Raw genomic sequence first — 18,271 nt, forward strand, 5'->3', positions numbered from 1 at the left:
GGCGTTGGGCTGTGGCGAACGCCCCCCGGCTCCGCCTACCTCGCTGGCTCAACCCGCACTCGAGCACCGCCTGCCCCGAGTGGGGGGCCGTTCCCCCTGCGCGGCAGTGCCACCCCGTATGGACGAGCTTGGCCCAATCAGTCGCGCGTGCTGCAGCCCGCACGGCCCCAGTGCGGGCCCCACGGCGCGATGCGCGCCACTGCCAGTGTCGAGAAACGTATAGCAATCTGGCTGGGTCGCCGGAGAACATTCGCCCAATGCCTTGCGCCATTCACTGCGCGTCAGCAGCGCCGCACAGCCTGAGCACAGACGGCGCTGTGGCATGTGGGCTTGGCGCTCAGTGGCGCCGCAGATGCGCGCCTGGCGCAGCGGCTGGGCATCTCGATCAGCGGCGAAACGATGCTTCGTTTGCTCAAGCGCAACGGTCAAAAGTACGTCGCGACGACATCCAACCCTACCATAGTTGGCGTCGATGACTGGGCATTCAAACGCGCTCATCGCTATGGCACCCTACTGGTCGACATTGAGCAACGGCGCCCATTAGATTGGTTGCCCGATCGTGATGCGACATCGGTGGCGAACTGGCTAACAGGAAACCGCACAATTCGCATCGTGTCGCGCGATCGCGCTGGGGTTTACGCCAAAGGCATCACACGTGGCGCCCCGCGAGCCATACAAGTGGCCGACCGATGGCATCTATTGAAGCATCTTGGCGATGCCATTGAGCGCGCGCTAAGTCGCTGCCAGCGGCCTATCCGCGAAGTTGCACGCTCGCTTGATCACGAACACGCTTTTCTCGCATTGCCGGCGATCGAATTGAATACGCTGCACGTGGTAGCAACGTCACGAGCGAAAAAGGCCGACTGTACTGAAAGGTGGTCCAAATTTACCTTGCGCGCAACAATGCGCATACCTGGCACGCGAACATTAAAGTATCATATCCTATGCAGCGGTATAGTTTAGCCTATGCGCGTACCATTTCACCGTGTGTTGAAATCGACGAACGGGCTAGCTCGCTCAATGTGAATCTGGCTGGAGCCGGTGGGCGAGCAACTCTCCATCGACTTGTGTGTCAAGCATAGCGGATCCATGAGGAGCGGAAAATGAAAACAAATGTCGTTCAGCAGGACGCAGTGCATCAATCCTCGCGCCGCTCGAGTAGGCGGTTATCCGAGAGGGGGGACGAGTCAACGCAGACATTTAAACTAGCACCGATTCAAGCCGTGTTGGCTAGACTTTCGTCTGCTTCGCAAGCGAACCAAGGCGGTGAACAAATTCCGTATCAACAATTGGCAGCGGCCTTTCAAGAGGGGGATATTGTCTATGGTCTAGATGCGCCGAGAAAGCGCGCACTGGACACGTTAAAGCAAGCCGGGTTTAGTAACTTAGACCAAGGCAGCGGCGTCACGCAAAAGCGGGATGCGCTGCCGCCTAAAAGAATTTTGATTCAAAATGACTTGACAAATGCGGTATGGGATCCGCTGGATAAGCCCTACGTTTACCAGTCAGACAAGCGCATCAAAAAGACGTTAGCCGATGCCCAGCGAGGTATTGCATTCAAAACGTTTTTGTCCCGTCATCCCCGCTACAATGTTGCTAGCGAAGTGACACCAAGCCAACAATTAACATTAGAGGCGAGTAAGGCTTTATGGAAGAAAACCAGTAAGGCGGGACTTGAGTACCAGTTGTTGGTCAGGCAAAAAAACATTCACTTTATTGTGGACGACATTGATGAAAATCTCAGTGCGGTAGCGGGCAAGACAGGGCATGGGACCAGTATTACATCCAGTGAACTGAGATGGCTGTATCGGCATCAAAAAACCGATCAGGTCAAGCAGCATGTGCGGTTTTGGAAAAAGGACAGAGAAGTTCCGCACTATGAGATCTTTAACTCGAAAAAATGGCGGTTTGGACCTGATTATGAGCAAATGTACCGGCCCAAGCAAAATTACTGGCATGCTAGCTGGTTGACCAGCGCCCGTCCGCCCAGGCCAAAGTGAACCGTCGTCGATCCGTCTGCGTTGGAATCGGTGAAGTTGAAGATGGGAAACGCCGGTAGGCCAACCTTATTATGGGTAATCGTACTTTTTTGCACAATTTATGGCGTTTTGACCATAAAAAATCTTTATAAAATAACAGTAAAAAATTCTTCAATGGCGTGCAAGCCGTGAAGATGCTTAGTCTGCTGCGAGCACCTCTCTAAGTCACTACTGCCAGGTTTCGTATGATTCGAACGATTATCTCGCAGAAGGTACGCAATTTACTGCCTCCACGGCGTCTTCCGTCGCGATAACAGACACTGACATCTTGACCCGATCTTCGGCAGGCATTCTCGTTGTCCTTGCGCGCATCAGATGGAGGGAAACGGTCAGCCGATGATGCCATTGAACCCTTCACCTTTGGGTGCCCACTCGCGACCAATGACGTTTGTAGATTTTTCTTTGTGACTATCGCCATGGCTTGTTTTGACAGAACTGCATGTCGGCGCTCGAGCACTGGCTTTGTCACATTGTATTGTAAACGAGCTCGGGTCAGCTCGGGGGCTAAAGAAGAAAAAATCGCTTTATCACGCTCACCATTTTCCGGCGACGACCATTCGCTACGCAGATTGATGGTACGGTCGTTTCAGCCTGAGCTCGCGCGACATCAAAGTGGAGACCCATCAGTTGCGATCTCGCCGTGGTCACCGTGGCAAACGGGACTGGTATCTGTTGCATTCGATAGTTTTATTTTTTGAACAGCTTATCGTTTGAACCCATTCGCCTGTTGACTCAAGTGAATTTTTCAAGAAGGATGCGTATGGCGATCTTATGAAGAGGAGCAAAGCCATGACGGCGTTTGATGATGCATTTGAAAAGACGGTGGCCCGAGAAGGAGGCTACTCTAATCATCCTGATGATAGCGGCGGCGAAACATCCTATGGCATTACTGAGGCGGTGGCGCGAGCAGAAGGGTATTCGGGTCGGATGACCTTGTTGCCCTTAGCAACCGCCAAAGCCATTTATCGGCGTCGCTATTGGGAGCAGCTGCATCTGGAGGACGTTGCCACACTATCAGCGCCGATTGCGCTTGAATTATTTGATACCGGTGTCAATATGGGCGCGCAGGTGGCAGCACAGTTTCTGCAGCGTGTGCTCAATGTGTTCAATCGTCGGCAGGCCGATTACCCCGATATGATGGTAGATGGTTTGATAGGCCTCAAAACCACCGCGGCGCTCAAAGCTTTTCTGGACAAACGCAAAGAGCCAGGGCAAGTGGCGCTTCTCAAGGCACTCAATAGCCTACAAGGGGCGCGTTACATTGAGCTGGCAGAGAGACGAGAGAAAGACGAAGCATTCGTGTTTGGCTGGGTAATGAACCGACTATGAAAGGTACTTCCCACCCCAAGCTATTTATTTCAAAATTAGATGCAATGCGTAGCAATGTTCTATGATTTTTTTATTTTTGTGCGAATCGCTACATATCCGTAACAATGCCATAGTCGCACTTAATTGAGCGATGTCAAGTGTATTGTTTCACGGCGGCTTGTTTTTAAAGCATAGTCGCTGTGCCTACATTGCTAATTCTTTCAATGATGGCGGTTTAAGTCAGGATTCGTTTGGGCAATGAGATAAATGCGGTATATAGTGTTTTTGCCTTTTTCAGCCCATCTAGCGTTCCGGCTGCATGAGTGCATGGGATAGGTTTAGTACACAGGCAGGAGCAGAAACCTTTGTGGGATAGCAGTCGACGTGCCTTAGGCGGGGAACACAGCTGCCACGGTCAAGGAGAGTGCAATGCAGCATTTGCTGAGATGGATCGCACCCTATGGTGTTCTATTCATTGTAGGGATTGCCTTGGGTTGGAGCATAAGCTCGGTCATCGCTGGTAGGCGGCTGGCTGAAGAACAAGCTGCGCGAGCCCGGGACCATGAACAGCATGCCGAACAAATAAAAGCGATTTCAGACGCAGCTTTGGCCGCGCAACAGAAAGCGACCGCTATGCGTGAGGTCCAGGCCCGCCGGATTGAAACGCTGGATGCACAACTGAGTCAGGAGCGCCAAGCCCATGAGAATGAAAATCAACGTTTGCGCAATGCTCTTGCTGCTGGTACTGAGCGGCTGCGTGTCGCCGTCGTCAACTGTTCAACCCGTAGCCGTGACGTGTCCGACTTTGCCTCCACCACCGGAATGGGCGATGGTTCCCCCACCTACGCAGACCTCGACCCAGCGGTTGCAGAACGCGTTTTCCGGGTCGCTGACGACGACCAGCGAGAAATAGATAAGCTCAAGGCCTTACAAGCTTACGTGTGCGCGGTGCGGCCTGAAACCGCAGAGTGTCCCGTGGCCGGGCTTCAGTCGGCGGTACCATGACAAAATGTCTTGAACGATTGGTCACCAAAGGAGGTATCAATGCAAGTCTGTAGTGTAATTCAAGCGTACGGTGATCGGGCAACCACGTAAGCGAAATGCGTTGGTTGCCCAGATGGCCAGCCCAAACAATGTCCATACGATACAGTTGTAAGCATAGCATGCACGGTCCGATCAACTGGATGCCGGATGCGCGAACATATAGCAGAGGTATAGCATGATGTGGTGCTTTGAACTATTATTGCGTGTGCCTTCCGTGTTCAGTTCAAGGGCCTGGACACAGGATGACCTAACCCTGATAAGTGGGGTAGTGTGCGGTGCATTGATATTTTTGCTGCATAGCCGTGAACCGTCGTGGCCGCGCAAGGTAGCATATTTCGGCGTATCAGTGATTGGCGGATTTTCGGTGACCTCGTCAGTGCAGCAGTACGTGGGGCTACCGGAATGGCTTGCCGCGTTTCTGTCTACGGCGGCGATCGTGACACTGGCCAATACACTGTTGGGTTGGTCAGAGAAAATAGTACCGGAACTGTTGACTCAGTTAACCTACCGGATCATTGGGAGTACGCCTGTTAATGACACTAAGAATAGCGAGTTAAACAAATGATAAAAGCGGCGATAGCGTACTTCAATGCCTACAGCGTATGGGACTTGCTGCTGCTGTGGATGAATGGGGTATTGGCAAGTGCGATTTTTCTGATTCTGTTGTTTGCCTTTAGTGCGCCAGTACCCCGGCGCAGTCCGTTGAATTGGTATGAACGAGCGATACGATTTTGGTTGGTCGCGGTGTATGGTATTTTGGCGGTACGTGTATGTGCAGGATGGTATTCCACACCGGTGGAACCGACGCATGTGGCGGTCAATGCCTTGGTGCTGAGTTTTGTGATGATGGCGCGTGGAGATGTTGGCGTCATCACCGAGGCGTTGCGTCAAACGCGCAAGACACGCCGGAGGGTATTAAGCGAGCGTAAACAGCCGTAGCGAAGCTTTCTTTGATTCAATACAATCGATGAGGGCAGATCTTGCGGTTGGTTGAATCGTCCAATTATTCGGTATACGAGTTGACGGTATTGGGAGCGCACCTGTCGGCGCTCTTTAGCAAAACTCGCCGGCATGAATTCAGTACCGCACTGTGCGCCGCTCCAATGCCATGATGGACGTAATCGCTCGGATTGCTATGCCGCTTCGATGATAGCGCGGGATCGATTCATAGCGCGCGAGCCGCGCTTGTTGCTCTTTCGTTCGCGACGTTGGTGCCACGCCAGGCCAATTCGATTGCGGCAATGCGAAATAAGTGTGCTCGTAATCGAGCGAGCGTGCAACGTCGCGGATATGCCGCTGGCAGCGGCCGAGCGCACGCTCAATGACATCGCCACGATTCTTTAGAGCGTGTTATGCACTTTGCAAGATAGGCGCGGCATGAACGAGCATGAGCATGGCAAAGATGACGAAATGCAAGTCGACGAGCGTTTCAGGCAAACGCTCGTCGTCGCGAGCGATTGAGCCATCCAAAACTGCGTTCGACGACCCATCGGCGCGGCAGCAGGATAAAGCCCTTCTTTGCCTCTGACCGTTTGATAACCTGCAATTCGATGCCTTCATCTTGCGCGGCTTGTGCCGGCTCTTCTCCTATATAACCTTGGTCGGCAAAGGCAAGCTTCACGCTCTGCCCGCTCACAAGTTGCCCCTCTTGTGCTAAACCGGAACCTGCGCGCGCGCTTGCTCATTGACCGGCGTGACATGAACCGCCAGCCAATGCCCGAGCGTATCGACGGCCATATGCACCTTGCTTGCCCGTTTGCGCTTGTACCCGTCGTAGCCTGCGCGTGGGCCACGCTCGCAGCTCGACTGCAACGTACGCCCGTCCAGAACCACCGCACTGGGCTGGCCTTGCCGGCCCTGCGCAACACGCAGCACCGAACGCAAATCCTGAACCATCGCTTCGAAGCAGCTCGCTCGCAGCCAGCGTTGAGTTTGCTGATACACCGCTTCTCATGGCGGAAAGTTCGTCGGGCAGCATGCGCCACGCAGCGCCTGCACGAGCTAGCCAACGCAGCGCGTTGAACAACTCGCGCAATTCATACCGTCTTTGCGGTGCGTCTGGCTCCATCAACGTCAAATACGCAGCAGCGAAGCGCCATCCTTCGTCCGTCACGTCGCTCGGATAGGGTCTGCGTTTCTCCATCTCGATTCGATTTTGAGCCTTGCTGAAAGTGCATAACACGCTCTAGGCGATGAGGTGGGGCGGCCTGTTGGCATCAAAAATCGTTTGGCGGAGAGCGAAATCGCGTCCACGCAATTAACTCGTGCAGTTTTTGCGGTTGCATCCTCTGGCGCAGAGTAGCAAACCAAAAGTGGTTGGTTGCTTGTGCGTTCGACAAATCTGCACGTGCTGCGCTGGGCTTTGCAAGGCGGGTGTTAGATGCAGCAATATATTTTGCGATCTGCTGAAATAAATTAGGCGGATGGGGCGCCCATTGGCTACTCGTTAAATTTTGTTCGGGCTCTCCTGTTTTTTGGACAGTGGTAAACATGCCGGGTTTAAAATTGTCCACCTTGCCTGATACTTGCATTTCAGGCATGCCATAATTATAGTTCGCTTCAAATAAACGCCGTCCGCGAGGTGTCGGTGTTGACTTCTCTGTGACCGGCATATCGAAACCCGTAGAGACCCGGCCATTTCCTTTGCCGTGACCGAGCCGGAGATTGCCGGTAGAGTCGAACGTATTAGCCATAAAATTTTTATAGGCTTGGAGTCGATCCGCCGGCGTTTTTCCCTCAAAAGCCCTTTGGATGTCGGCAGCCATCCGGTTGCGTTTTAGGATATTAGCATTGTAATCGGTGGCAACCCACACATCACGTAATTCAGTACCATAACCATGGCGAGTATATTCATCGGCCAAAATCGCACGGCCGAACCCGCGTAGCCGGCCCATCGCTGCCGCCTGCTTTGCCAGTCCCGCCCGTTTTTGTTTCCAGATAGATTTAGCCTCATCCTCTCCGATATTATCATCTTGCTGATTTTGCGCTTTTTCCGCTTCTTCGAACTGTTGCGCGCCCGCTCTGTACAGTAATGTCATTTGATTCATCAAATGCTGACCGGTTGCGCTCGCAATGAGGTGGTTAATGCTTGTTGATCCAGGGTCTTTGCCTTCATTCACCGCAGCTTCCTGGTGGGTTAGTGGGCGACCCGTTTGTTGTGCTGCCTCGGCATAAAAAGGTCGTTTCGAGTTATATTGAGTGTAGCGCTTGCTAACATCTTCACCATAATATTGCTTAAGCCACTGCTTATCCGCGTCACTAATAGCGGCCGCAGGCCCATATTTTACCTGATAAACGATATCAGGCCTGTTAGCATCGTGCTGATCATCATAATAGAAGCTTTTTTCTTCCAGCTCGGGTAATCGACGCTGCGGTGGCTGGGCGAAACCCGCTAGGCTTTTGCGGACTAATTCGATGGTACGCTGATGAAAATCGCGCTGCTGCGCATCTTGTAGCGCATCTGATGCCAGCGTGGGCTCCGAAAGCTTGCGTTGCCGACTTCGCTCTGTCCAATGTCGAGCGCGTTTATTCGGCAAGGCGTGTATCGGTTCCGACTCCGAGTATGTCCGTTTCCGCTTCATTTCCCCTCCTAGTAGAGGCGACTATGTATCGCTTTTCCGCTGCCTGGCCGTGGCGTAAAAACTGCGCTCGCAAGTTTGTGTCAGATTTTTACGCTGATACCAAGTAAGATATCGTCGATGTACTTGACGATCAAGCGCTAAGCGGTGTTCGACGAAAAGAAGGGGCCGCGGTTGTGCGACAGTGTTCCAAGATTTTCAAGTGGAACATCCGGGGTAGTCATGCTGCCGATTTGATCGCAGGCAGCGTCGCGAAGTATGCATCAACCGGCTAGATTGAATCCAGCCAGCTCGTCGCATTGTCCACGTACACCAGCAGCATGCACTGTGGCGCGCGCTCCTCAAACCACGAATGCTCGCTGCCGTCAATCTGGATCAGCTCGCCCAGGCAAGCGCGCCGTACCCGCGGCTACTGAGGCGCCGGTTAATAAATTCGACTCCGACGCCTTCGACCTCGATCTCACAAATCAGCGGCTCTTCGAGGTCAAGTTTTGATCGTCAATGCGGACTCAAGATGCCGTTTAAGCTTTTCCATGGTTGGAACGCCTTTTTCGCAGGTCGACCATTACATCCGAAGCTGAGTTTAGGCTAAGTTGCTCAACAAGCGCTGGCGATTCTACAACGGACTACGACCGCCTAGCGCTCACCATTACCCAACCTTCTGCCATGGTCCGTCGAGCCTAGTTGGTGTCCGACCGTATCGACTTACGGTTCACTGCCTGAGTGACCATGAAGTTCCGCCTTGGGTCACCCGCATCGTAGGCCGTTTCGCCGCGGGGGAAAACTTGCCATGAGCCGTCGTCGTGCCTGAAAAAGAACACGGTCTGCACGCCTGTCGGTCTTGAGGCTTCTCTATGCACACGTAGCGCCGCTGATTGGAATGCATGCGGCTGAAGCGTGCAATTCGGATGGACGTCTCAAGATACGGGCGGGCGCCGCGTCCATCTTGAAATCGATGGGCACAGACACCCGATAGTAGAACATGTCGAAAAACATGCTTCTTCAGCATGGAGATAGCACGGCGCCTAATGCCCGGTCCGCCAAAGCTCGCATGCAGCTGTTTTGTTCCTTACGATTCCCCGGTGAAGGCGGGATTTGCTTTACATCGCGGCTTCGAAGATTGCGATGACCTGGGCGAGGGTTGCTTTGCGAGGATTGGTCAGCATGCATGCGTCCTTCTGCGCATTGCTAGCCATAACTTCATGATCGTGTGCCTTCACGCCCAGGTCAGCCAGACCCGACGGGATACCAACGGATGCGGACAAGTTCCGGATCGCTGTTACAGCAGCCCGCGCAGCGTCGACTGTACTGAGCCCGGCGGTATTCACGCCGAGCAGCGCAGCAATGGTGGCAAAGCGCTCGGGCGTGGCGATAAGGTTGAACTCGCACACGTGCGGCAGCAGGATCGCATTGCAGACGCCGTGCGGCAGGTTGTAAAACCCGCCGAGCTGATGTGCCATCGCATGCACATAGCCGAGCGACGCATTGTTGAACGCCATGCCGGCGAGGTACTGCGCGTAGCACATCGCGGCACGTGCCTCCATGGATTCGCCGTTCGCGACGGCCTTCGGCAGCCATTCGCCTATCAAAGCGATTGCCTTTTCGGCGCACGCGTCGGTAATCGGCGTGGCTGCGGTGGAGACGTAGGCTTCCACTGCGTGGGTCAACGCGTCCATGCCAGTCGCGGCGGTCAATGCCGGCGGCATTGCTACCATCAGGCGCGGATCGTCGATCGCAATAAGCGGGGTACAGCGCCAATCGACGATGGCCATTTTGACGTGGTTGCTTGAGTTGGTGATGATGCAGAATCGCGTCATCTCCGCCGCAGTGCCGGCCGTCGTGTTAATAGAAATTAACGGCGTCATGGGCACCGTTGATTTGTCGATACCTTCGTAGTCGCGGATATGTCCACCGCCGGCGGTGACCAGTCCAATGCCTTTTGCACAGTCGTGCGACGAGCCGCCTCCTAGCGAGACGATGAAGTCACAACCTTCTCGCTCGAACAGGTTGACACCGTCGTGGACATTGATATCGGTCGGATTGGGTTCGGCACCCGGAAAGATCACGGCTTGAAGCCCAGCCTCACGGAGGTAGCCTGCGATGATCTCGGAGATCCCCATCTTGTGCAGGCCGGCATCCGTCACGATAAGCGCCTTTTTTGCGCCGAGCGACTTGGCTCGAGCACCGGTTTCGCGTGCACAACCCGGTCCGATGAGGGTCACGCAGGGAATGAAAAAGCTGTCGGTACGATCAGCGATGTTTAGGTAGCTCATTGCGTCTCCGAGTTTTTGGGGGGCTTACCGTCTTGCGGCCAAAGGATTGAGGCACGAACCGTACCAGCGTCCGAAAGGACGATTTTCAAGCGCTCTCCTTGGGGTGTGTCATGCGCATTGTGTTGTCATTCGAAGCAATGTGTTGCGTTATGGAGCAGTCCAATCCGCTTGTTCGCGCTGAGCATGAAACAATGGCCACTGCGGAAAACACTGCCACGCCCCAATGATCATTTTTATTTTGGATTGTCGAGTTGGAGCCAATCTGGCGAAAATGTCGCGAAGCCTGCCACCCGTCGTTCACGGCTTCCGGGGTATTACACGTCGGTGGTCGCGCGACCGTGAGCAAGCATCTGCCAGGCGAGCTTGCTCACCAGCGCTCACAGTGGTTCGAAATTGAGCGCAATCGCAATCTCCTGCTGGCCCTCGGTCCGGGTGGAACGTCTCTGGCTCAGACGCCGTGCCGCAAGCGGCCCCCAAGGCCATCGTAGACAGTACCTTCATGTGGCTCGAGCGACAATGGGCAACCCGGTACGCATGATGCGCCGTACTGCGCCAAACCACTTTGACCACCTACGTCAGCAGCGTATCGACACTGGCTGGCGTATCAACTGGCTTCGTCGTCAGCCAGAGGGTATCAATGCGGGCCATCGCAGCGGGGTCGGCGTTGCCCACCGCCTGACTACGTGCGCGGCCCGGCGTCGGTTGCCGCGGCCGGCGTGACCACCACCGTGCAGGTCGTGCCGGCGGACAGAATCAAGCCGTCGGGCACCTGATCGATATGGATGCGTACTGGAACACGCTGCGCAAGACGGACCCAGTTGAAGGTTGGATTGACGTCGGCAAGCAGTTCGCGGCTCATCGGGTTATCGCGGTCGGCGATGCCGCGCGAGATCCCTTCGACATGGCCTTTCAATACCGCGCCGCTCATCAGTCGCATCTCGGCCGGGTCGCCGATTTTAAGCAGCGGGATCTTGGTTTCCTCAAAATAGCCGTAGACCCAGAACGAGTGGTTGTCAACGAGCGCCAGCTTAGGCTGCCCGGCGATGGCGTAATCGCCGCGATAGGCATTCAAGTTTGTCACATAGCCATCCACTGGCGCGACCACGGTCGTGCGCTCCAGGTTCAGCTTCGCCGCGGCGAGCTGCGCGAGCGCCTGTTCATATTGGGCCTGGGCGCTGGCGGCTTGGATCACAGCATTTTCGCGGTTTTCCTTCGAAACAACCAGTGCGTCCAGATCCCGGCGTCGGGCGGCATCGTCACGGCGCATCTGTAGATCCGCCTTGCGTGCCGCGACCAGCGCTTCGGCTTGCTGGACGGCGATGCGGTAATGGTTCGGATCGATGCGCATCAGGACGTCGCCGCGATGCACGAACTGATTGTCCCGCACCGGAAACTCGACAATCTGCCCCGATACGTCCGGCGCGATATTGATAATCTCCGCTCTGACACGTCCATCGCGGGTCCAGGGCGAATCCATGTAGTGGACCCACAACGCGCGACCGAGCAGCACGGCAATGGCGAAGATCGCGATAGTCGCAAAGAAGCTGAAGATACGGCGAAGTTTCATGTCCGACTCTTTTTGAGTTCAACGATAAACGGCGAGCCCGAACAGGCAGACGATACCGGTGAGCAGGCTCGCGCGGGCGAGCGACGGGTGCCAGAACAGACGATACACGCCAAAGTAGGCCAATACGCGATCAAGCACCCACGTCAACGCGGTGCCGGCCAGCGTAGTGAGCAGGAGCATGGGTACGTAGGCGTCGAACAATGCGATGTCACGCGGCATGGGTAGTCTCTCGTCGGTGAGGGCCATGCGGGCCGGACGTCAGCTCGCTGAGCGGAGATTGAGCATCGAGCAGAGCGGTCCGGATGAAATGCAAATAGCTCAAAGTACGTTGCAGCCTGTGCCGGTCATCGCGCGACCTAACGACACTGCGCAGCATGGCCAGCGCTGCGTTAATACTGGCCGCGGTCGCCTCGCGTGCGTCGGCGAGCCGTCGATAGCTGGGTGCGGAGAACAAGGCAGCCAGTGTGTTCAGCATGTGCTGCGTGGCCTGCCGCCACGGCATGTTGGCCGAATAGCGGGGGTCGGCGGGGAGTCGGTCGAGTTCCGTGCGTAATTCGATTACGGCATGACCGACTTCGAGCACGGTAAAGGTCCACGATAGCATCCGCATTTGCAGGTCCGGACGATCCGCGGTGACTGCGTTGGCTTGGTGCAGCAAGTCACGCGTGCCGCTTTCCAAGTATTGGCGGGCCCGGCTCAGTCGAGCGTTGCATGCGTCCACGACCTGGTGCAGCAGGGTCCGCTGCAGTTGCTTATGCAGCCACGGACTGGCCGGCGGCAATAGTACGGCACTGATCAGCGCGACGACGAGCATCGCGGCAATTAGCGCGATGGCGTCGTTCATGTACGAAGAAGGGTCGTAGTGCACGACGTTGTCGGGGCCAGCCAGGAAGCAAAAGAATACGCAATAGCCCATGCCAAACGCGGCCCAGCCTGGACGCGTGGACATCAGTACGCCGAACATCAGCAAGGGGGCAAGGGCGGTGCACAACAACACGTAGCCGTCCAGGTGCGGGAAGAGGCCGAACACCGCGATGAAACCGGCGAGCACCGCGACCATCGTACCCATCGCCATCTGCGCGGCGCCCTTGGCGGGCTGCGGCATTGATGCGACCAGCGCGCTCGTGGCGGCTGCGTTCAACACCGCCATGCCGCCGCTGGGCCAGGCGGTCTCAATCCAGAATGCGGCGAACACCAACATTGCGATGGCCGCTCGCACGCCAGCCACGCCCGCCGCCACGGTATGGGTGCGCGGGATGTAGCGTTGTGCATCGTACTCGCGCTCGTGAAGGTCCGTGCTCAGCGACGCGTACGTGAGCGCGTACGCGTGCATCTCTTCGACGAATCGGTACAGCAACTCGGCTGCGGTGTCGAAGTCCAGCAGCGCGATGCCTTCACGCTGTTCGAGCTGCGCTCGGGTATCCCGTATGCGGCGCGGCAACGTCTGCTTGAACGCCTGCAGCTGTGTCGCCACGTGCTGTGCATCCTCGGCGCTGCGCACGGGTTCGCCGCTTTCCTTCAGCAGTAGCGGCGCGACTTCGCGAAAATACGGTTCGATTGCCTCGACAATCTGAACCTGGCCGCCTGCCCGGATCCGGTTCATCAACTGGTGTAACGCATGAAAGCGTGTCGACGCATTCATGAACTCGGTGTTCAGCCTCGACAGCCGGCCACTGCGCATTCGGCTGCGCGGATCCTCGAACACTGCGAAGCTGCGCATCGCTTCTAAACCGACGACATCGGCGGCAAAACGTGCGTTGGTGCGTTCGGCGCGAGAGCGGTCAATCCGGCCCGCCAGCGTGTCCGATACAAATTCGACGAACGCGAGGTATCGCGCCTGGACCGTGGAGCGAAGCGCGTCAGCGGTGTGCTGGGGCAGCACCAGCGCGCTGACGGCGCCAGCGCACAAGATGCCCAGCGTAACCTCCGTGACCCTTGTCACGGCCGCCATGAACGCGCCGTCTGCATGCTGGGCGGCCGGAATGCCCACCAGCGCGGCGGTATAGCCGGCGAGCACGAACCCGTACGAGCGGAAGTTGCGGTTGCGTGCCGCGCCAAAGGTGCAAATGCCCACCCAGAGCGATACGGATAGCAAAAACAGTTCACGCTGTTGCGCAAATAGTGAAACCAGCGCGATCGTCACGACCGAGCCAACCACGGTCCCCACGATCCGGTAAAAGCTTTTGGCGAGCACCATCCCGCTTTGCGGCTGCATGACAATGAACACGGTCGTCATCGCGGTACGCGGTTGCGGTAAGTCCAGCTTCATGGCCACGCCCAGCGCAAGCAACGCGGCGCCAACGGTCTTGAATAGATAAATCCATACCCGGCCGTCGATGCGTAACCAGTCGCGCACCGTGTCGCGCCATGCGGACGATGACGTTAACCGAGCCAGCGCGGATGGGGTGCTGCTCATTGCGATGCCTGCCGGGCGACGGCCTTGGGCACGCGTGGATCCTCGTCGGACGGGCCGTCGCCCGGATCGACCCGTCCGCCACCCAGCGCGGCCGTCAACGACGCGCGCGCCGCCAACTTCGATGCGTGGATGATCTCGGCGTCCTGTTGTGCCTGCAATAATTGGGTTTGCGCGCTCAATACGGACAGGTAGTCGGTCAAGCCGCGCCGAAAGCCGGTGGAGGCCAGATCGTAGCTGCGCTGGGCGACGGCGACCGCGCGCTGCGCTGCATCCTGCTGGATATCGAGCGATTTCAACGTGACGATCTGGTCCGCGATGTCCTTTAATGCGTCAACCAGCGTTTGATTGTATTGATCGACGGCCAGGTCATAGCCGGCGCTGGCGGCATCCAACTGGGCGCGCAGCCGCCCGCCGTTGAAGATCGGCAGGGATATTGCTGGCCCCACCGTGGCAGCATGCGCTTGGGACAGCAAAAAGGCCAGCGGCCCGCCGCCGACGAACATTGCGCCGACCGAGGCCAGCAGATTGACGTTCGGATAGAAGGCGGTCCTGGCAACGTCGACACCCGCGGCGTTGGCGGCCACGCGCCAGCGCGCGGCGACCACGTCCGGCCGATGACCGAGCAACTCGGCAGGCAAGTTTGATGGCAGGCTCACCGGCGTCTGGAGCGAGAGCGTCGGATGTTGCAGCGCGGCGCCCGCTCCCGGGCCTTTGCCGGCCAGCGCGGCAAGCTGGTTGCGTAGGAGCGCGATCTGTTCGTCGAATGCCGCGATCTGGCGTTCGCGTTGGGGCAGCGGAGCTTGTGCCTGCGTAAGTTCCAATTGGGTACCGATACCGCCTTGCAGCCGCCGTCGCGCAATGTCGACAATCGACTGCTCGTGCGCCAGCGTCTGCGCGGCGATGTCCCGTTGCGCGAACGCGAGCGACAGCTTGATGTAGGCGCGCACGATGTTGACCGCGAGTTCAAGTTGCGCCGCCCGGGCATCGACCGCCTGCATGCGCGCCGCGTCGAGTGCGCGTTCGGCGGCCTTCTCATCGTGTCCCCACAGGTCTAGGTTATACGACAACGACAGTCCGATCGTGTTGTTCCACGTATCGGCGTGCGCTAGCGGCCCAGGACCGTAATACACATTGTCGGGCCAGTGCTGCCGCGTCATCGACAGATTGCCGTTGAGTTGAGGCGAGAGATCGGCCTGCGCAACGCCGGCTATCGCCTGCGCCTGCCGTACGCGATCCCGAGTCATCGCCAAGCTGGGCGAGCCGGCCAGCGCGTCGGCGATCCACTGATCGAGCTGCGGATCAAGGTACATTTTCCACCATTGCTCGTTCGGCCACTGTGCATCGACGCTTGCCGCACGCACGGCCTGGGACACATCGAGCTGACCGGCGTCAACCGGCTTGGCATGAGGAGCAATGCCATGGGTGCTCGCACAGCCCGCAATAATCAAGTAACTTGCAAAAATTACGGGAGTCAGCGTGGTGAAACGTCGGACGGATCGCACGGCTATCTCGAAACACCCCGAAATGACTAGTCAGTAAAATTATATTTTTGAAGCAATTTCTGAATAAGCGACCAATTTGAGATAATTCCTTACCAAAAAAGCAATAAACGCTCTTGCAAAATGTGCAACAATTCTTCGATCCGCACAGGAAGTCCGTTATGGATACGCTGCAAAACATGAGGGTGTTTGTCCGCGTTGTGGAGGCGAAGAGCTTCACGGCCGCGGCGCAGCAAATGAATACGACGACGGCGTACGCATCGCGGGCCATATCAGATCTGGAGGCGCATCTGCGCACCCGATTGCTGAACCGTACGACGCGGCGCATCGCGCTCACGGAGGCGGGGGAGCGATACTTGCAACGGTGCGAGCAGATTCTTGCCTACGTCGATCAGGCCGAAGCCGAAGCCGCCGACGCACACGCACGACCCTCGGGCCGGCTCAGAATCCATGCGACCACCAGTTTGGGTCAGTATTATGTGGTGCCTGCCGTCACGCGTTATCAGGAGCGTTATCCGTCTGTGTCGGTCGATCTGACGCTGTCGCAGCACGTGCCGGATCTACTCGATGAAGGCTACGATGTCACGCTGCAGGTCAGCGCAAACGAACTGCCCGATTCCGGATTGGTATCGCAGCGGCTTGGCGACTCGTATAGCGTGCTATGTGCCTCTCCGGCCTATTTGGAAAAGCGTGGCACGCCCCGCAACGTCCGGGATCTAGCCGGCCATACCTGCCTGCGCATCGTGACATCGATTTTTCCCGGTGATCATTGGCGCTTCGACGGGCCGGACGGCATGGAGACGATCGAGTTGCCGGCGCCGACGTTCCAGGTCAATGTGTCGGACGCGCTCGCGGTGGCACTGCGCGAGGGAATGGGCATTGGTGCGCTGCTCACGCCTTCAGCGTTGCCGGCGCTGCGCAATGGCACGCTGGTGCGCGTGTTGCCCGACCACAAGATGCAAAAGATGACGATTTACGCGATGTATGCGTCGCGGCAATATTTGGACGCGAAGATCCGGACCTGGGTCGAATTCCTGCGCGAGCATATTTCGAAGGCACTCGCGGCCGACGAGGCCGCGTTGCAGACCTTCGGGGTGCGCTAGTCATGGACCGCAGCGCAGCACTTTTCCAGGATTGAATACATTGCCGGGATCGAGTGTCGCCTTTAACGCACGCATCAATTCGAGTTCCACGGAAGACTTGTAGCGTGCCACGTCGTCGATCTTCAATTGCCCGACGCCATGTTCGGCGCTGATCGTGCCGTGGTGCGCATGGACGCTATCGTAGACAATCCGGTTCACGCGCGCCTGGTGCTCGGCCAGAAAGGCCTGCGGATCCACACCCGCGGGCGCCTGCACATTGTAGTGCAGGTTGCCGTCGCCTAGATGCCCGAAGGTGACCATCCGCGCGCCGGGCACGGCTGCGGCGATCGCCGCGTCGGTGGTGTCGATGAACTCGCCGATGTGCGAGCTTGGCACCGCGATGTCGTGCTTGATATTGAGCCCTTCGTTGGCTTGCGCGAGCGGGATGTGCTCACGCAGTGCCCACAATGCGTTCGACTGCGCCAGGCTTTGCGCCACGAGCGCATCGTCGACGATACCGCGCTCGAACGCCCGCTCCATCAATCTCTCGATGAGCTGGCTTGCGTGCGCCTCGCTTTCGCCGTCGGATAATTCGAGCAACACAATCTGCGCATGCGGGGCGGCGAACGGGTATCGCTGCGACGGGAAATGGTGGGTGACCAGCCGCAGGCAGAAGTCGGACATCAACTCGAAGCCGCTCAGCAGCGCGCCGGCGGTGTCGCGGGCCAGCGCCAAAAGCTGTAGCGCGGCGTGTGGCGAGGCAACGCCGGCCAGCGCGGTGATGCGCGCGGTCGGTTGCGGATAGAGTTTCATCACGGCTGCCGTGATGATGCCCAGCGTGCCTTCGGCACCGATAAAAATATCGCGCAGGTCGTATCCGGTGTTGTCCTTGCGCAGCCCGCGCAAGCCGTTCCAGACCTCGCCCTTCGCGGTCACGACTTCCAAGCCCAGGCACAGTTCGCGCGCGTTGCCGTAGCGCAGTACCGCGGTGCCGCCGGCGTTCGTCGCTAGGTTGCCGCCCAACGTGCAGCTGCCTTCGGCCGCCAGGCTGAGCGGGAATAAGCGGCCGGCGTCCGCCGCGCGAGCTTGCACCTGGGCGAGGATGCACCCGGCTTCTGCGGTGATCGTGTCGTTGATCGGGTCCACCGCGCGCACGCGGTCCAGTCGGCGCAGGTTGAGCACCGCCTGCCGTCCGCTGGCGTCCGGCGTGGCACCGCCGGCCAGCCCGGTGTTGCCGCCTTGCGGCACCAGCGCAACACCGAATTGGGTGGCCAATCGTACCAGCGTGGCGACTTCTGCCGTGCTTGCCGGACGCAGCACCGCGCAGGCGCGGCCGACGTACCGGCGGCGCCAATCTGTCATGTAGGGCGACATGTCGTCCGGGTCATCCAAGACCTGGTCTGCGCCAATGGCTTGCTGGCAAGCTTGCAGGAAGGCGGGCAGTGCGGCGGTGTCGTGAGGCATC

Annotated in this window: 14 protein-coding genes and 1 pseudogene; 7 read left to right on the forward strand and 8 right to left on the reverse strand. The window is 57.7% G+C overall.

Annotated elements, in window-relative coordinates:
* Positions 1-399 precede the first annotated feature (399 nt).
* The 6 genes from KQH55_RS04315 (at position 400) to KQH55_RS04340 (ending at position 5,330) form a co-directional block, all read left to right on the forward strand.
* On the forward strand, positions 400-963 hold the full coding sequence (locus KQH55_RS04315) for a transposase (RefSeq protein ID WP_235090299.1): 564 nt from the start codon (positions 400-402) through the stop codon (positions 961-963).
* A 140-nt stretch (positions 964-1,103) separates the two neighbouring features.
* A complete protein-coding gene (locus KQH55_RS04320) occupies positions 1,104-2,000 on the forward strand; it encodes a hypothetical protein (RefSeq protein WP_139337320.1) in 897 nt (298 codons plus the stop codon).
* An 828-nt stretch (positions 2,001-2,828) separates the two neighbouring features.
* Positions 2,829-3,368 (forward strand): glycoside hydrolase family 108 protein, encoded by a 540-nt coding sequence (locus KQH55_RS04325; RefSeq protein WP_076794679.1) that lies wholly within the window; start codon positions 2,829-2,831, stop codon positions 3,366-3,368.
* Positions 3,369-3,776: 408 nt separating this feature from the next.
* Positions 3,777-4,352, forward strand: coding sequence for a lysis system i-spanin subunit Rz (locus KQH55_RS04330; RefSeq protein ID WP_076794682.1), 576 nt, complete (start codon positions 3,777-3,779; stop codon positions 4,350-4,352).
* A 217-nt stretch (positions 4,353-4,569) separates the two neighbouring features.
* Positions 4,570-4,956: a putative holin gene (locus KQH55_RS16800; protein ID WP_338893519.1), complete on the forward strand. Its 387-nt coding sequence runs from the start codon at positions 4,570-4,572 to the stop codon at positions 4,954-4,956.
* On the forward strand, positions 4,953-5,330 hold the full coding sequence (locus tag KQH55_RS04340; protein WP_076794687.1) for a hypothetical protein: 378 nt from the start codon (positions 4,953-4,955) through the stop codon (positions 5,328-5,330). Before KQH55_RS16800 ends, KQH55_RS04340 begins: the two co-directional genes overlap by 4 nt.
* Before the next feature lie 411 nt (positions 5,331-5,741).
* Here the strand turns inward: KQH55_RS04340 and KQH55_RS04345 are convergent.
* The 7 genes and pseudogenes from KQH55_RS04345 to KQH55_RS04380 all read right to left on the reverse strand — a co-directional run bounded on the left by KQH55_RS04345 (position 5,742) and on the right by KQH55_RS04380 (position 15,727).
* Positions 5,742-6,534, reverse strand: a pseudogene (locus KQH55_RS04345) (IS5 family transposase).
* Positions 6,535-6,607: 73 nt separating this feature from the next.
* Positions 6,608-7,972, reverse strand: a complete 1,365-nt coding sequence (locus KQH55_RS04350; RefSeq protein ID WP_235090276.1) for a hypothetical protein — start codon at positions 7,970-7,972, stop codon at positions 6,608-6,610.
* 1,097 nt (positions 7,973-9,069) lie between these two features.
* On the reverse strand, positions 9,070-10,242 hold the full coding sequence (locus KQH55_RS04360) for an iron-containing alcohol dehydrogenase (protein WP_235090277.1): 1,173 nt from the start codon (positions 10,240-10,242) through the stop codon (positions 9,070-9,072).
* 679 nt (positions 10,243-10,921) lie between these two features.
* Positions 10,922-11,809, reverse strand: coding sequence for an HlyD family secretion protein (locus KQH55_RS04365; protein ID WP_235090278.1), 888 nt, complete (start codon positions 11,807-11,809; stop codon positions 10,922-10,924).
* An 18-nt stretch (positions 11,810-11,827) separates the two neighbouring features.
* Positions 11,828-12,028 carry a DUF1656 domain-containing protein gene (locus KQH55_RS04370; RefSeq protein WP_076785138.1) on the reverse strand — a complete coding sequence of 67 codons (201 nt, stop codon included), beginning with the start codon at positions 12,026-12,028 and terminating at the stop codon, positions 11,828-11,830.
* Positions 12,018-14,225 carry an FUSC family protein gene (locus KQH55_RS04375; protein ID WP_235090279.1) on the reverse strand — a complete coding sequence of 736 codons (2,208 nt, stop codon included), beginning with the start codon at positions 14,223-14,225 and terminating at the stop codon, positions 12,018-12,020. The genes KQH55_RS04370 and KQH55_RS04375 overlap by 11 nt, the downstream gene beginning before the upstream one ends.
* Complete coding sequence (locus KQH55_RS04380; protein ID WP_235090280.1) at positions 14,222-15,727, reverse strand: efflux transporter outer membrane subunit; 1,506 nt, start codon at positions 15,725-15,727, stop codon at positions 14,222-14,224. Before KQH55_RS04380 ends, KQH55_RS04375 begins: the two co-directional genes overlap by 4 nt.
* A 158-nt stretch (positions 15,728-15,885) precedes the next feature.
* Here KQH55_RS04380 and KQH55_RS04385 point away from each other — a divergent pair, with 158 nt between their 5' ends.
* Positions 15,886-16,827 carry a LysR family transcriptional regulator gene (locus KQH55_RS04385; RefSeq protein ID WP_076794711.1) on the forward strand — a complete coding sequence of 314 codons (942 nt, stop codon included), beginning with the start codon at positions 15,886-15,888 and terminating at the stop codon, positions 16,825-16,827.
* On the opposite strand, the gene KQH55_RS04390 is transcribed toward KQH55_RS04385, so the two are convergent.
* Positions 16,828-18,270, reverse strand: a complete 1,443-nt coding sequence (locus KQH55_RS04390; RefSeq protein WP_076794715.1) for an FAD-binding oxidoreductase — start codon at positions 18,268-18,270, stop codon at positions 16,828-16,830.
* Between the last annotated feature and the right edge of the window lies 1 nt (position 18,271).

Origin of the sequence: Mycetohabitans sp. B3, assembly GCF_021498065.1 — a bacterium.
GTDB lineage: Bacteria > Pseudomonadota > Gammaproteobacteria > Burkholderiales > Burkholderiaceae > Mycetohabitans.